The organism is Pseudomonas sp. NFXW11, assembly GCF_049887815.1.
Taxonomy (GTDB): domain Bacteria; phylum Pseudomonadota; class Gammaproteobacteria; order Pseudomonadales; family Pseudomonadaceae; genus Aquipseudomonas.
In genome coordinates this window covers 282,798-295,148 of sequence record NZ_JAGEKI010000002.1, presented here as the reverse complement: position 1 = coordinate 295,148, position 12,351 = coordinate 282,798, and the positions used below count along the sequence as shown (strand labels likewise).

Annotated in this window: 17 protein-coding genes; 9 read left to right on the top strand and 8 right to left on the bottom strand. The window is 62.7% G+C overall.

What is annotated here, in order from left to right:
• Genes metW through J4P02_RS04600 form a run of 6 tightly spaced genes read left to right on the top strand, consistent with a single transcriptional unit; the run spans nt 1 to nt 3,783 of the window.
• A complete protein-coding gene (gene metW, locus J4P02_RS04625; RefSeq protein ID WP_426188225.1) occupies nt 1-621 on the top strand; it encodes a methionine biosynthesis protein MetW in 621 nt (206 codons plus the stop codon).
• 29 nt (nt 622-650) lie between these two features.
• Nucleotides 651-1,085 carry a DUF4426 domain-containing protein gene (locus tag J4P02_RS04620; protein WP_426188223.1) on the top strand — a complete coding sequence of 145 codons (435 nt, stop codon included), beginning with the start codon at nt 651-653 and terminating at the stop codon, nt 1,083-1,085.
• Nucleotides 1,082-1,678, top strand: coding sequence for an RdgB/HAM1 family non-canonical purine NTP pyrophosphatase (gene rdgB, locus J4P02_RS04615; RefSeq protein ID WP_426188622.1), 597 nt, complete (start codon nt 1,082-1,084; stop codon nt 1,676-1,678). The genes J4P02_RS04620 and rdgB overlap by 4 nt, the downstream gene beginning before the upstream one ends.
• Nucleotides 1,675-2,877, top strand: coding sequence for a radical SAM family heme chaperone HemW (gene hemW, locus J4P02_RS04610; RefSeq protein WP_426188220.1), 1,203 nt, complete (start codon nt 1,675-1,677; stop codon nt 2,875-2,877). Before rdgB ends, hemW begins: the two co-directional genes overlap by 4 nt.
• A 9-nt stretch (nt 2,878-2,886) precedes the next feature.
• Nucleotides 2,887-3,210, top strand: coding sequence for a DUF3392 domain-containing protein (locus tag J4P02_RS04605; RefSeq protein ID WP_426188218.1), 324 nt, complete (start codon nt 2,887-2,889; stop codon nt 3,208-3,210).
• Nucleotides 3,211-3,234: 24 nt separating this feature from the next.
• The gene (locus J4P02_RS04600) at nt 3,235-3,783 is read left to right on the top strand and encodes an RNA 2'-phosphotransferase (RefSeq protein WP_426188215.1); all 549 of its coding nucleotides are present in this window, start codon (nt 3,235-3,237) and stop codon (nt 3,781-3,783) included.
• 66 nt (nt 3,784-3,849) lie between these two features.
• Here the strand turns inward: J4P02_RS04600 and trmB are convergent, their stop codons facing one another.
• The 4 genes from trmB to J4P02_RS04580 all read right to left on the bottom strand — a co-directional run bounded on the left by trmB (nt 3,850) and on the right by J4P02_RS04580 (nt 6,235).
• A complete protein-coding gene (gene trmB, locus J4P02_RS04595) occupies nt 3,850-4,575 on the bottom strand; it encodes a tRNA (guanosine(46)-N7)-methyltransferase TrmB (RefSeq protein WP_426188213.1) in 726 nt (241 codons plus the stop codon).
• A 9-nt stretch (nt 4,576-4,584) separates the two neighbouring features.
• A complete protein-coding gene (locus J4P02_RS04590; RefSeq protein ID WP_007921204.1) occupies nt 4,585-5,379 on the bottom strand; it encodes a thiazole synthase in 795 nt (264 codons plus the stop codon).
• Between the two features lie 162 nt (nt 5,380-5,541).
• Nucleotides 5,542-5,742 carry a sulfur carrier protein ThiS gene (gene thiS / locus J4P02_RS04585; RefSeq protein WP_426188210.1) on the bottom strand — a complete coding sequence of 67 codons (201 nt, stop codon included), beginning with the start codon at nt 5,740-5,742 and terminating at the stop codon, nt 5,542-5,544.
• A 112-nt stretch (nt 5,743-5,854) separates the two neighbouring features.
• On the bottom strand, nt 5,855-6,235 hold the full coding sequence (locus J4P02_RS04580; protein ID WP_426188207.1) for a DUF423 domain-containing protein: 381 nt from the start codon (nt 6,233-6,235) through the stop codon (nt 5,855-5,857).
• A gap of 74 nt (nt 6,236-6,309) precedes the next feature.
• On the opposite strand from J4P02_RS04580, the gene mtgA reads away from it, so the two are divergent.
• The 3 genes from mtgA to J4P02_RS04565 all read left to right on the top strand — a co-directional run bounded on the left by mtgA (nt 6,310) and on the right by J4P02_RS04565 (nt 7,800).
• Nucleotides 6,310-7,032 carry a monofunctional biosynthetic peptidoglycan transglycosylase gene (gene mtgA, locus J4P02_RS04575; RefSeq protein ID WP_426188205.1) on the top strand — a complete coding sequence of 241 codons (723 nt, stop codon included), beginning with the start codon at nt 6,310-6,312 and terminating at the stop codon, nt 7,030-7,032.
• A gap of 163 nt (nt 7,033-7,195) precedes the next feature.
• Nucleotides 7,196-7,510 (top strand): hypothetical protein, encoded by a 315-nt coding sequence (locus J4P02_RS04570; RefSeq protein ID WP_426188621.1) that lies wholly within the window; start codon nt 7,196-7,198, stop codon nt 7,508-7,510.
• Complete coding sequence (locus J4P02_RS04565; RefSeq protein WP_426188203.1) at nt 7,510-7,800, top strand: helix-turn-helix domain-containing protein; 291 nt, start codon at nt 7,510-7,512, stop codon at nt 7,798-7,800. Before J4P02_RS04570 ends, J4P02_RS04565 begins: the two co-directional genes overlap by 1 nt.
• A gap of 108 nt (nt 7,801-7,908) precedes the next feature.
• Here J4P02_RS04565 and rpoH read toward each other — a convergent pair whose 3' ends face one another.
• The 4 genes from rpoH to ftsY form a co-directional block, all read right to left on the bottom strand.
• Nucleotides 7,909-8,763 carry an RNA polymerase sigma factor RpoH gene (rpoH, locus tag J4P02_RS04560; protein ID WP_011064028.1) on the bottom strand — a complete coding sequence of 285 codons (855 nt, stop codon included), beginning with the start codon at nt 8,761-8,763 and terminating at the stop codon, nt 7,909-7,911.
• Between the two features lie 113 nt (nt 8,764-8,876).
• On the bottom strand, nt 8,877-9,899 hold the full coding sequence (gene ftsX / locus J4P02_RS04555) for a permease-like cell division protein FtsX (RefSeq protein ID WP_426188200.1): 1,023 nt from the start codon (nt 9,897-9,899) through the stop codon (nt 8,877-8,879).
• Complete coding sequence (gene ftsE / locus J4P02_RS04550) at nt 9,896-10,567, bottom strand: cell division ATP-binding protein FtsE (protein WP_426188197.1); 672 nt, start codon at nt 10,565-10,567, stop codon at nt 9,896-9,898. Before ftsE ends, ftsX begins: the two co-directional genes overlap by 4 nt.
• A complete protein-coding gene (gene ftsY, locus J4P02_RS04545) occupies nt 10,564-12,099 on the bottom strand; it encodes a signal recognition particle-docking protein FtsY (RefSeq protein WP_426188195.1) in 1,536 nt (511 codons plus the stop codon). Before ftsY ends, ftsE begins: the two co-directional genes overlap by 4 nt.
• Nucleotides 12,100-12,351 lie beyond the last annotated feature (252 nt).

Below are 12,351 nucleotides of genomic sequence, written 5' to 3'. Positions count from 1 at the left end.
ATGAGAGCCGATCTGGAAATCATCCAGGAATGGATCCCCGCCGGCAGCCGCGTCCTCGACTTGGGCTGCGGCAACGGCGAACTGCTGAGCTGGCTGCAGGAACACAAGCAAGTGACCGGCTATGGCCTGGAAAACGACGCCGACAACATTGCCGAGTGCGTGGCCAAGGGCATCAACGTGATCGAGCAGGACCTGGACAAGGGCCTGGGCAACTTCGCCAGCAACAGCTTCGATATCGTGGTCATGACCCAGGCCCTGCAGGCCGTGCACTACCCGGACAAGATCCTCGATGAAATGCTTCGGGTCGGCCGCCAGTGCATCATCACCTTCCCCAACTTCGGTCACTGGCGCTGCCGCTGGTACCTGGCCAGCAAGGGCCGCATGCCGGTGTCCGAATTCCTCCCGTACACCTGGTACAACACCCCGAACATTCACTTCTGCACCTTCGAAGACTTCGAGGAACTGTGCCGCGAGCGTGAAGCCCGGGTGATCAACCGCCTTGCCGTCGATCAACAGCACCGCCATGGGTGGGCCAGTAAGCTATGGCCTAATCTCTTAGGAGAGATCGGCATCTACCGCGTCAGCAGCCCCGGTCTGCTGGATCACAAGGTCGCGGTATAAACCACCTGGCATCTGTAAGGAGAACGATCATGGGACGTCTGGCTACTTTTCTACTGGCCGCCTGCTTGAGCTTCAGCGCACTGGCGGCAGACCCGATCAAAGGCGAGCGCAAGGAAGTCTTCGGCGACCTCACCGTGCACTACAACACCTTCAACTCCACCTACCTGCAGCCTGACATCGCGCGGGCCGCGGAACTGGTGCGGAGCAAGAACCAGGGCGTGATCAACGTCTCGCTGATCAAGGACGGCAAGCCGCTGGTCGGCCAGGTCAGCGGCACGGTCAAGGACCTGACCAGCAAGAGCATCCCGCTGAACTTCCGCCAGATCACCGAGCAGGGCGCGATCTACTACATCGCCCAGTTCCCGGTGGAGCAGCAGGAAAACCGCACCTTCAACATCACCGTGCAGGCTGCAGGCGACACCAACAGCTTCAGCTTCAACCAAGAGCTATTCCCGGGCGAATAATGAACCTCACGCAACTCGTACTGGCCAGCCACAACGCCGGCAAACTCAAAGAACTCCAGGCCATGCTCGGCGCCTCGGTGCAACTGCGCTCGATCGGCGAATTCAGCAGCGTCGAGCCGGAAGAAACCGGCCTGTCGTTCGTCGAAAACGCCATCCTCAAGGCGCGCAATGCGGCGCGCATTTCCGGGCTGCCGGCGCTGGCCGACGATTCCGGCCTGGCGGTGGATTTTCTCGGCGGCGCGCCGGGCATCTACTCGGCGCGCTACGCCGATGGCCAGGGCGATGCGGCGAACAACGCCAAGCTGCTTGAAGTACTGCAGGATGTGCCTGAGGAGCAACGTGGTGCGCAGTTCGTCTGCGTGCTGGCCCTGGTGCGACACGCCGACGACCCCTTGCCGATCCTCTGCGAAGGCCTGTGGCACGGGCGCATCCTCACGGCGGCCAGCGGCGAACACGGCTTCGGCTACGACCCGCTGTTCTGGGTGCCGGAACGCAACTGCTCCAGCGCCGAACTGGGCCCCGTGGAGAAAAACCAGCTCAGCCACCGCGCTCGCGCCATGGCCATTCTGCGGCAACGCCTGGGCCTGAAATGAGTCATGACCGGTCCGCGTCGCCGCTGATTCTCGGCGGCGCGCCAGCGCCCCGGGCGGCCCTGCCACAACTGCCGCCCCTGGCGCTGTACATCCACATCCCGTGGTGTGTACGCAAATGCCCCTATTGCGACTTCAACTCCCACGCCGCCAGCCCGACCCTGCCGGAAGAAGAGTATGTGGACGCCCTGCTGGCCGACCTCGACCAGGACCTGCACGCGGTGTACGGCCGCGAGCTGAGTTCGATCTTCTTCGGCGGCGGCACCCCGAGCCTGTTCAGCGCCCAGGCCCTGGGCCGGCTGCTGGCAGGGGTCGAGCAGCGCATCCCGTTCGCCGCGGACATCGAGATCACCCTGGAAGCCAACCCCGGGACCTTCGAGCAGGAGAAGTTCACCGCTTATCGCGCCCTGGGGATCAACCGCCTGTCCATCGGCATCCAGAGTTTCCAGGAGCAGAAGCTGCAGGCCCTGGGCCGCATCCACAGCGGCGCCGAAGCCATACGCGCTGCCGACATGGCGCGCCAGGCCGGCTTCGACAACTTCAACCTGGACCTGATGCACGGCCTGCCGGACCAGTCCCTGGACGATGCCCTGGACGACTTGCGCCAGGCCATCGCCATGCAGCCCACCCATCTGTCCTGGTACCAGCTGACCCTGGAACCCAACACGGTGTTCTGGAACCAGCCGCCCCTGCTGCCGGAAGACGACATCCTCTGGGATATCCAGGAAGCCGGGCAGGCCCTGCTGGCCGAGCACGGCTATGCCCAGTACGAAGTCTCGGCCTACGCCCAGCCAGGCCGTGCAGCGCGGCACAACCTGAATTACTGGAGCTTCGGTGATTTCATCGGCATTGGTGCCGGTGCCCACGGCAAGCTCAGCCACCCGGACGGGCGCATCCTGCGCACCTGGAAAACCCGCCTGCCCAAGGACTACCTGAACCCGGCCAAGCAGTTCAAGGCCGGCGAGAAAGCCCTGGGCAACGATGAGCTGCCGTTCGAGTTCCTGATGAACGCCCTGCGCCTCACCGATGGCGTGGACGCCGCATTGTTCGCCCAACGCACCGGCCTCGACCTGGCCAGCCTCGCCGAAGGCCGGCGCCAGGCCGAACAAAGCGGCTTGTTGCAGGTCGAACCGTCACGCCTGGCGGCCACGGCCCGTGGGCAGCTCTTCCTCAATGACCTGCTGCAATACTTTCTGATCTAAGGAAATCACATGGATCTGGTACTCGACCTGCTCGCCACCGTGTCCCGCTGGAGTCGCAGCAACCTCTCGGAAATCGCCCTGGCGCTGGTGGGTTGCCTGCTGGTGCTGTTCGGCGCGGACATCAAGGGCTGGGTCGAGCAACGCCTGGGCGGCATCGCCGGCGCCCTGCGCGTGCCACTGATGGCCCTGCTGTGCATGGTCGGCAGTGGCCTGGCGCTGATCTACGCCACGCCGTGGATCATCCGCGGCCTGAGCCAGTTCAACAACTACAGCCTGGCCCCGGTGCTGCTGGTGGTGCTGGTACTGATTGGCGTGGTGGCGGATCGTCGCTGACCCGCACCTCTATCAAGGATGAACATGAGCAAGAAAATCATCGAGGACACCAGCAAGTTCCTCAGCTACGTGCTGCGCCACGAACCCCAGGCCATTGGCCTGGAGCTGGACAGCGAAGGCTGGGGCGATATCGACCAGCTGATCGAGGGTGCCGCCAGAGACGGTCGGCCATTGACCCGGGAGCTGATCGCTCTGGTGGTCGAAGGCAACGACAAGAAACGCTTTGCCCTGTCCGCCGACGACCAGCGCATCCGCGCGGTGCAGGGACACTCCAACAAGGCCGTGCAGCTGCAACTGGAAGAAAAACAGCCGCCCGCCGTGCTCTACCACGGCACCGCCACGCGCTTCATGGATTCGATCAATGAGAAAGGGCTGATCCCGGGTTCACGTCTTCACGTGCACCTGTCCCAGGACATCGACACCGCCAGGGCCGTGGGACAGCGCTACGGCAAGGTGGTGATCCTGCAGATCGACGCCCAGGCCATGCAGGCCCAGGGCTTGAAGTTCTATCAGGCGGAGAATGGGGTGTGGCTCACCGACCAGGTGCCGGTGAGTTTCATCAAAGCGCTGTAGGAGCCAGCTTGCTGGCGAAGGCGTCCTCAAGGGCCCCTTCGCCGGCAAGCGCCTACGACAGCAGGCTCAGGCCAGCTTTTCGAACTTCAGGTCCCACACACCATGGCCCAGGCGTTCGCCACGACGCTCGAACTTGGTGATCGGGCGTTCGGCCGGGCGCGGTACGCATTTGCCGTCTTGCGCCAGGTTGCGATAACCCGGGGCGACGTTCATCACTTCCAGCATGTATTCGGCATAGGGCTCCCAGTCGGTGGCCATGTGCAGGACGCCGCCGACCTTGAGCTTGCTGCGCACCAGTTCGGCGAAGGAAGCCTGGACGATGCGGCGCTTGTGGTGCCGGCTCTTGTGCCACGGATCGGGGAAAAACAGCATCAGGCGATCCAGGCTGTTGTCGGCGATGCAGCGGTTGAGCACTTCGATGGCGTCGCAATCGTAGACCCGCAGGTTGGTCAAACCCTGGGTCAGCACGCCATTGAGCAGCGCGCCGACACCCGGACGGTGCACTTCCACGCCGATGAAATCCTGCTCCGGGGCCGCCGCCGCCATTTCCAGCAGCGAGTGGCCCATGCCGAAGCCGATTTCCAGGGAACGTGGCGCCGAACGGCCAAACACCTGGTCGTAATCCACCGGGGCATCGGCCAGGGGCAGCACGTACAGCGGCGCGCCCTGGTCCAGGCCGCGTTGCTGGCCTTCGGTCATGCGCCCGGCGCGCATCACGAAACTCTTGATGCGGCGGTGTTGGCGCTCGTCGCCGGCTTCCGGCTGGCTTGGCGTGTCGTTTGATTCAGTCATCAATGGCTCTTACTTGATCAGACCATCCAGCGGCGAAGAGGCGCTGGCATAGAGTTTCTTCGGCATGCGACCGGCGAGGTACGCCAGGCGGCCCGCAACGATCGCGTGTTTCATGGCTTCAGCCATCAGCACCGGTTGCTGTGCGTGGGCGATGGCCGAGTTCATCAGCACCGCTTCACACCCCAGCTCCATGGCGATGGTGGCATCGGAGGCGGTGCCCACACCGGCATCCACCAGCACCGGAACCTTAGCTTCCTCGAGGATGATCTGCAGGTTGTAGGGGTTGCAGATGCCCAACCCGGTGCCGATCAGGCCGGCCAGCGGCATCACCGCGATGCAGCCCATCTCCGCCAGCTGGCGGGCGATGATCGGGTCGTCGCTGGTGTAGACCATCACGTCGAAACCTTCCTTGACCAGCACTTCGGCGGCCTTGAGGGTTTCCAGCACGTTGGGGAACAGGGTCTTCTGGTCAGCCAGCACTTCCAGCTTCACCAGGTTGTGGCCATCGAGCAGCTCACGGGCCAGGCGGCAGGTGCGCACGGCTTCCACCGCGTCATAGCAACCGGCAGTGTTGGGCAGGATGGTGTAGCGATCCGGCGGCAGGATATCCAGCAGGTTCGGTTCGCCCGGGTTCTGGCCGATATTGGTGCGGCGCACGGCGACGGTGACGATCTCGGCACCCGAGGCCTCGATGGCCAGGCGGGTTTCTTCCATGTCGCGGTACTTGCCGGTGCCTACCAGCAAACGCGACTGGTACGTCCGACCGGCCAGGACGAAAGGCTTGTCACTACGAACGTTGCTCATCGGAAATCCTCTGTTGGGGTGAGGTTCTTGCAGAATTCTGAATCAGGCCCGGGGGCGGGCGACCCTCGATCCGGGGCCGGTGAACGTATTGGCTCCGTGAGAAGGCCCTGAGTCGAGCCAGGGCGCTGCGCAGATCAGCAGCAGCGCTGTGGACATGGCTGGCTAGCCGCCGCCGATGGCGTGGACCACTTCCACCTGGTCACCCTCGTTGAGGGTGGTTTCGCCATGCTGGCTGCGCGGAACGATATCCAGATTGAGCTCCACTGCGATCCGCCGTCCGCTCAGGTCCAGCTGGTTCAGCAGGGCCGCGACGGTGGCGCCGTCGGGCAATTCAAAGGATTCACCGTTCAACTGAATGCGCATGCTCGAGGCCGCCATCATTTTTAGGGGCCAGCATTCTAGCCCGATCATGACCTAAAGGTCAGCTACAAGCCGCACCTTGCAGGCGACAGGCGACAGGCGACAGGCTGCGATTTCAAGCGCCAAGCTGCGAACGCCAGGCGGCCAGCCCCAGCAGGAACCAGCCGGTCAGGAAGGCCACGCCGCCAAAGGGGGTGATGATGCCCAGCTTGCTGGTGCCGGTCAGGGTCAGCAGGTACAGGCTGCCGGAGAACAGCAGGATGCCCAGGGTGAAGGCACCGCCGGCCCAGGCCACCAGGCGCCCCGGAAGCTGCGTGGCCAGCAGGGCAACGCCGAACAGAGCCAGGGCGTGCACCAGTTGGTAAGTGACCCCGGTGTGGAAAATCGCCAGGTACTCGGTGCTCAGGCGGTTTTTCAGGCCATGGGCGGCGAAGGCGCCAAGGGCGACCCCGGTAAAACCGAAAAAGGCGGCCAGCAACAGGAAGCCACGCAACATGAGGAACTCCAGTCAGATTCAGCGCAAAGGGTCTGTATAATGGCGCCCTCAACGGGTTCGGCCAAGCCATCTCTATGCTGCGTTATCTGTTTCGTCGTCTGCTAAAAGCCTTGATGTGGTTCGTGGTCGGCAGCGTTCTGCTGGTGCTGCTGTTTCGTTTCGTGCCGCCACCAGGCACCGCCCTGATGGTGGAGCGCAAGATCGATTCCTGGATCGATAGCGACCCCATCGACCTGCAGCGTAGCTGGACACCCTGGGAAGAGATCTCCGACAACCTCAAGCTGGCGGTGATCGCCAGCGAGGACCAGAAATTCCCCGAGCATTGGGGTTTCGACTTCGACGCCATCCAGGCCGCCCTGGCCCACAACGAGCGTGGCGGCAGCATCCGTGGCGCCAGCACCCTGAGCCAGCAAGTCTCGAAGAACCTGTTCCTGTGGTCGGGCCGCAGCTACCTGCGCAAGGGCCTGGAAGCCTGGTTCACCGCACTGATCGAGGTGCTCTGGCCCAAGCAGCGGATTCTCGAGGTCTACCTCAACAGTGCCGAATGGGACGAGGGCGTGTTCGGCGCCGAAGCCGCCGCCCGCCACCACTTCGGGGTCAGCGCGGCCAACCTGTCCCGCCAGCAGGCCAGCCTGCTGGCCGCGGTCCTGCCCAACCCCAGGGTCTGGAGCGCGGGGCGTCCTGGCACCTATGTAGCCCAGCGCGCCGGCTGGATACGTCGGCAGATGAGCCTGCTGGGCGGGACTGATTACCTGAGCCGCCTGGAGCAGCCGCGCAAGGCGCCCTGGGCGGGATAGGTCCAGGGCGAACGCTTTGCAACTATTGGCTCTCCTGCCGCATCGCCATACCGATCAAACCAGGAAACGACCCCTCTCCCGTCACGTCTCGTCGGCTCAATATTGCTAGTTGGCCAAGCAGTCACTAGCCTCTATGTACGCCATTGACGGACAGACCGTAGAGATGATCTTTATCGAGTCGCCTATTTTCACGGAAGACTTGCAGGAACTTCTGAGCGATGAGAGTTACGGCGAATTTCAAGAGTACCTGGCATTGCACCCAACCGCCGGTGACGTCATCCGAGGCACCAACGGCCTGCGGAAAGTTCGCTGGACAGCCAGTGGGCGCGGCAAGAGCGGCGGAGTCAGGGTGATCTATTATCACGTCACCCTGGCCCAGCAGATCCGCTTGATCCTGATCTACCGCAAGGGCATCAAGGACGACCTGTCAGCCAGCGAGAAAAAGATCCTCAGCGAAATCAACAAAGAGTGGCAATGATGGAAAAGAACCTCTTCAACCGCTTGGTCGAAAGCATGACCCAGATGGACGAAATCCAACGCGGAGAACGCTCGCCCTCTCGCGAATTTCACATCGATGCTCTCAAGGTCAAAATGATCCGCCAGGCGTCGGGGCTTTCCCAGGCTCGTTTTGCCAAAGCCATCGATGTGCCTGTGGGCACCTTGCAGAACTGGGAGCAAGGCCGCCGCGAACCTGAAGGACCGGCGCGAGCCTTGCTGCGAGCCATACACAATGACCCAGTGCACGTGCTGGCGGCGCTGGAGCGCTGAAACCAAGCGGGACAAACGTGCAAACCGCGTGGGGACGCAACGGCTACAAAAGCTGCACAAACAAAAACGCCCCGATCATCTCGGGGCGTTTTGCATGGCGCCTGACACTTAGGCGGCGATGGACAGCTTGAGCTTGTTCATCGCGCTCTTTTCCAACTGGCGGATACGCTCGGCCGAAACGTTGTACTTCTGCGCCAGGTCGTGCAGCGTGGCTTTCTCCTCGGCCAGCCAGCGCTGGTAGAGGATGTCGCGGCTGCGTTCGTCCAGCACTTCCAGCGCCTCGTGCAGGTTGCTGGTGGAGTTGTCGCTCCAGTCGGCATCTTCCAGTTGCAGCGCCGGGTCGTAGCGGTGGTCTTCCAGGTAGTTGGCCGGCGATTGGAAGGCGCTGTCGTCATCGGCTTCGGCAGCCGGGTCGAAGGCCATGTCCTGGCCGGTCAGGCGACTTTCCATCTCGCGCACTTCACGAGGCTCGACACCAAGGCTTTCCGCCACGCGATGGACTTCCTCGTTGTTCAGCCAGGCCAGACGCTTCTTCTGGCTGCGCAGGTTGAAGAACAGCTTGCGCTGGGCCTTGGTGGTCGCGACTTTGACAATCCGCCAGTTACGCAGGATGAACTCGTGAATCTCCGCCTTGATCCAGTGCACGGCAAAGGACACCAGGCGCACCCCCATCTCGGGGTTGAAGCGCTTCACGGCTTTCATCAGGCCGACATTGCCTTCCTGGATCAGGTCGGCCTGGGCCAGCCCGTAGCCGGAATAGCTGCGGGCGATATGTACGACAAAACGCAGGTGGGCGAGCACCATCTGCCGAGCCGCCTCAAGATCCTGCTCATAGTAGAGACTCTCGGCCAGTTCACGCTCCTGCTCCGGCGTCAGCAATGGAATGCTGTTCACCGTGTGCACATAAGCCTCCAGGTTTGCGCCTGGAACCAATGCGTAAGCAGGTTGCAAAGAAGTGGTCATACGAAAAAACCTCCGACTCACATAACTCGTGCAGTTCAGCACTGCGAAAATTGACCGGGAACCGCGAAACAAGTTCCCATAAACGCTGAAAGGTCAATACAAGCAAAAAGACATTACTTCGGTGCCAGCTCCCTCAGGTGGCGGGCCACCGCAATCCACGCACCGATATAACCCAACAGCACCGCCCCTAGCAAGAGCGATAGACCATCGGCAACCGGCACCCCGGCCAGGGCAAAATCACTGCCATACAAGCCGGCCAGGCCGATCACCGCGTCGTTCAACCAGTTCAGGCCGAACGCCAATACCCCCCAGGACAGAATCCCCGCACCCAGACCATAGAGCGCGCCCATATAGAGGAAGGGGCGCCGGACATAACTGTCCGTGCCGCCGACGAGTTTAATCACTTCTATCTCGGTGCGGCGGTTTTCAATATGAAGACGAATGGTATTGCCTATCACCAAAAGTAATGCAGAAACCAGCAGTACCGTCAGGCCGAAGACAAACCTGTCGCCCAATTTGAGGATGGCCGCCAGCCGCTCGACCCACACCAGGTCCAGCTGCGCCAGTTGCACCTTGGGCATCTCCGACAAACGCTGGCGCAAGGCTTCAAGGGCAGCCTTGTCCACCTGGTTCGGGGTCACCAGCACCACGCCCGGCAAGGGGTTGTGGGGCAATTCGCGCAAGGCTTCGCCCAGCCCGGACTGCTGCTGGAACTCTTCCAGGGCCTGTTCCTTGCTGATGAACTCGGCCTCCGCCACGCCGGGCAGGCCCTTGATTTCGGTACTGAGCTTCTCGCCCTCGGCGGCTGAAGCACCAAGATCCAGGTACAGCGAAATCTGCGCCGCGCGCTGCCAGGAACCACCCAGGCGCTCGACATTGCCCAGCAACAGCGACAGGCCCATGGGCAGGCTCAAGGCCACGGCCATCACCAGGCAGGTAAAGAAGCTGCCGATAGGCTGCTTGCCCAGGCGCCGCAGGCTGTCCAGCAGGCTGGCGCGATGGCTTTCAACCCAGGCGTGCAGCAGGGTGGCGAAATCCGGACCATCGTCCTCGTCGCGCTTCTTCTTCGGTGGCGGTGCATCGGAGGCCTTGGGCGCTACGCGCTCCGCCACTTTAGGGGTACGTGTAGCACTCATACGCCGGCCTCCCCGTCGCCGATCAAGCGACCGCGTTGCAGGGTCAACATGCGATGGCGCATGCGCGCGATCAGCGCCAGGTCGTGACTGGCGATCAGCACGCTGGTGCCCAGGCGGTTGATATCTTCGAACACGCCCATGATTTCCGCCGCAAGACGCGGGTCGAGGTTACCCGTGGGTTCGTCTGCCAGCAGCAAGGCCGGACGATGGACGATGGCCCGGGCAATGCCCACGCGCTGTTGTTGGCCGGTGGACAGGTCGCCAGGGTAGAGCTCGGCCTTGTCCGACAGGGCCACGCGCTCCAGGGCCGAATCCACCCGCTTGGCGACTTCCGCCTTGGACAGGCCAAGAATCTGCAACGGCAGAGCGACGTTATTGAACACGGTGCGATCGAACAGCAGCTGGTGGTTCTGGAACACAACGCCGATCTGTCGCCGCAGGAAGGGGATCTGCGCATTGCTGATCTGCCCCAGGTCCTGCCCGGCCAGCAGCAGCTTGCCCGAGGTCGGGCGCTCCATGGCCAACAGCAGGCGCAACAAGGTGCTTTTACCGGCGCCGGAATGGCCGGTGACAAACAGGAATTCGCCGCGGCGAACGCGAAAGCTCAGTTCATGCAGACCAACGTGACCGTTGGCATAGCGCTTACCGACCTGTTCGAAACGAATCATGAAGGCTCCCGCTCGGCAAACAAGGCCTGGACAAAGGGTTCGGCTTCAAAGGTACGCAGATCGTCGATGCCCTCGCCCACCCCGATATAGCGGATCGGCAAGCCGAACTGCTTGGCCAGGGCGAAGATCACCCCGCCCTTGGCGGTGCCATCGAGCTTGGTCAGGGCCAGGCCGGTCAATTCCACGGTTTGGTTGAACTGCTTGGCCTGGTTGATGGCGTTCTGGCCGGTGCCGGCGTCCAGCACCAACAGCACTTCGTGGGGCGCGTCGGCATCCAGCTTGCCAATCACCCGACGGACCTTCTTCAGTTCTTCCATCAGGTTGTCCTTGGTGTGCAGGCGCCCGGCGGTGTCGGCGATCAGCACATCGATACCCCGGGCCTTGGCGGCCTGCACCGCATCGAAGATCACCGAGGCCGAGTCGGCGCCGGTGTGCTGGGCGATCACCGGGATCTTGTTGCGCTCACCCCAGACCTGCAACTGCTCCACCGCCGCGGCACGGAAGGTGTCGCCGGCGGCCAGCATGACTTTCTTGCCTTCCAGTTGCAGCTTCTTCGCCAGCTTGCCGATGGTGGTGGTCTTACCGGCGCCATTGACGCCTACTACCAGGATCACGAAGGGTTTGTTCGGTGCGACGATTTGCAGCGGCTGCTCAACCGGCTTGAGCATGCCGGTTAGTTCCGCCTGCAGCGAGGTGTACAGCGCATCGGAGTCGGTAAGCTGCTTGCGCGCCACCTTCTGGGTCAGGTTCTGGATGATCACCGAAGTGGCCTCGACCCCGACGTCGGCGGTCAGCAGGCGGGTTTCCAGGTCTTCCAGCAGCTCGTCGTCGATGGCTTTCTTGCCCAGGAACAGGCTGGCCATGCCTTCGCCGATGCTGGCGCTGGTCTTGGACAGGCCCTGCTTGAGGCGGGCAAAGAAACCGACCTTGCTCTCTTCGCTGGGGCGAGCAGGCTCGGCGACCGGAGCAGGAGCAGGAGCAGGAGCAGGAGCAGGAGCAGGAGCAGGAGCAGGAGCAGGAGCCACAGGCTCGGGGCTGACGAAAACCGGGGCAACCGGTGCAGCCGCCTCGACCACAGGGGTCGGGGTCGGAACAGAAGCCTGAACCGGAGTCGAAACCGCTGCCGCTACTGGCGCTTCGAGCACCGGCGCCGTGACCGGCGCGGCCGGAATCGGCGGCACCACGTGCTCGGCCTGAACATCCTCCACCAGGGCCACCGGCTCTTCCGCCACCGGCAGGTTCAGCCAGGGCTTGTGCTCGGGGCTTGGCGTCAAGGGCAACTCGGGGGCTGCCAGCGCTACCGGCGCAGGCTCGACCTGGGGCTGCAGCAGCGGTTCGGCAGACGGCATGACCACCGGCTCGACCGGAGCGACATTCGGTGCGGCTTCCACCACTGGAGCCGGCACCGGCTCCACAGGCACTTGCGGCTGTTCGACGACGGTTTCCTGCGGCTTTCTGCGCAGCCATCCGAACAGGCCTTTCTTTTCACCAGCCGCGGCTGGGGTCTTTTTGTCGTCGTTGGAACCAAACATGGAGACGGCTATCTCAAGGTAGCGATGCGCCATCGGGCGCTTCGGTAATAAAAATTCGATGCAGAACAGACTGTGTTTTAGCCAGCTTGTTCACGCGCAACATGTTGTCGAAATGCCCAAAAGCACTTCAAGGAGCGATTTCACTCAAGGACTGGAATGGCAAAATCGGCGAAAAGTCGCAGTTTAGCTGACAAATCAGGGCTTCTTGCCGGTAACTCATACAACCTGATCAAGTAGCGGCTGATCCGCGAA

Excerpts from the sequence above, each read along its gene's own strand:
- metW (WP_426188225.1), top strand. The coding sequence starts at position 1 with ATGAGAGCCGATCTGGAAATCATCCAGGAATGGATCCCCGCCGGCAGC.
- J4P02_RS04620 (WP_426188223.1), top strand. The coding sequence starts at position 651 with ATGGGACGTCTGGCTACTTTTCTACTGGCCGCCTGCTTGAGCTTCAGC.
- hemW (WP_426188220.1), top strand. The coding sequence starts at position 1,675 with ATGAGTCATGACCGGTCCGCGTCGCCGCTGATTCTCGGCGGCGCGCCA.
- J4P02_RS04605 (WP_426188218.1), top strand. The coding sequence starts at position 2,887 with ATGGATCTGGTACTCGACCTGCTCGCCACCGTGTCCCGCTGGAGTCGC.
- J4P02_RS04600 (WP_426188215.1), top strand. The coding sequence starts at position 3,235 with ATGAGCAAGAAAATCATCGAGGACACCAGCAAGTTCCTCAGCTACGTG.
- trmB (WP_426188213.1), bottom strand. The coding sequence starts at position 4,575 with ATGACTGAATCAAACGACACGCCAAGCCAGCCGGAAGCCGGCGACGAG.
- J4P02_RS04590 (WP_007921204.1), bottom strand. The coding sequence starts at position 5,379 with ATGAGCAACGTTCGTAGTGACAAGCCTTTCGTCCTGGCCGGTCGGACG.
- thiS (WP_426188210.1), bottom strand. The coding sequence starts at position 5,742 with ATGCGCATTCAGTTGAACGGTGAATCCTTTGAATTGCCCGACGGCGCC.
- J4P02_RS04580 (WP_426188207.1), bottom strand. The coding sequence starts at position 6,235 with ATGTTGCGTGGCTTCCTGTTGCTGGCCGCCTTTTTCGGTTTTACCGGG.
- mtgA (WP_426188205.1), top strand. The coding sequence starts at position 6,310 with ATGCTGCGTTATCTGTTTCGTCGTCTGCTAAAAGCCTTGATGTGGTTC.
- J4P02_RS04570 (WP_426188621.1), top strand. The coding sequence starts at position 7,196 with ATGATCTTTATCGAGTCGCCTATTTTCACGGAAGACTTGCAGGAACTT.
- J4P02_RS04565 (WP_426188203.1), top strand. The coding sequence starts at position 7,510 with ATGGAAAAGAACCTCTTCAACCGCTTGGTCGAAAGCATGACCCAGATG.
- rpoH (WP_011064028.1), bottom strand. The coding sequence starts at position 8,763 with ATGACCACTTCTTTGCAACCTGCTTACGCATTGGTTCCAGGCGCAAAC.
- ftsX (WP_426188200.1), bottom strand. The coding sequence starts at position 9,899 with ATGAGTGCTACACGTACCCCTAAAGTGGCGGAGCGCGTAGCGCCCAAG.
- ftsE (WP_426188197.1), bottom strand. The coding sequence starts at position 10,567 with ATGATTCGTTTCGAACAGGTCGGTAAGCGCTATGCCAACGGTCACGTT.
- ftsY (WP_426188195.1), bottom strand. The coding sequence starts at position 12,099 with ATGTTTGGTTCCAACGACGACAAAAAGACCCCAGCCGCGGCTGGTGAA.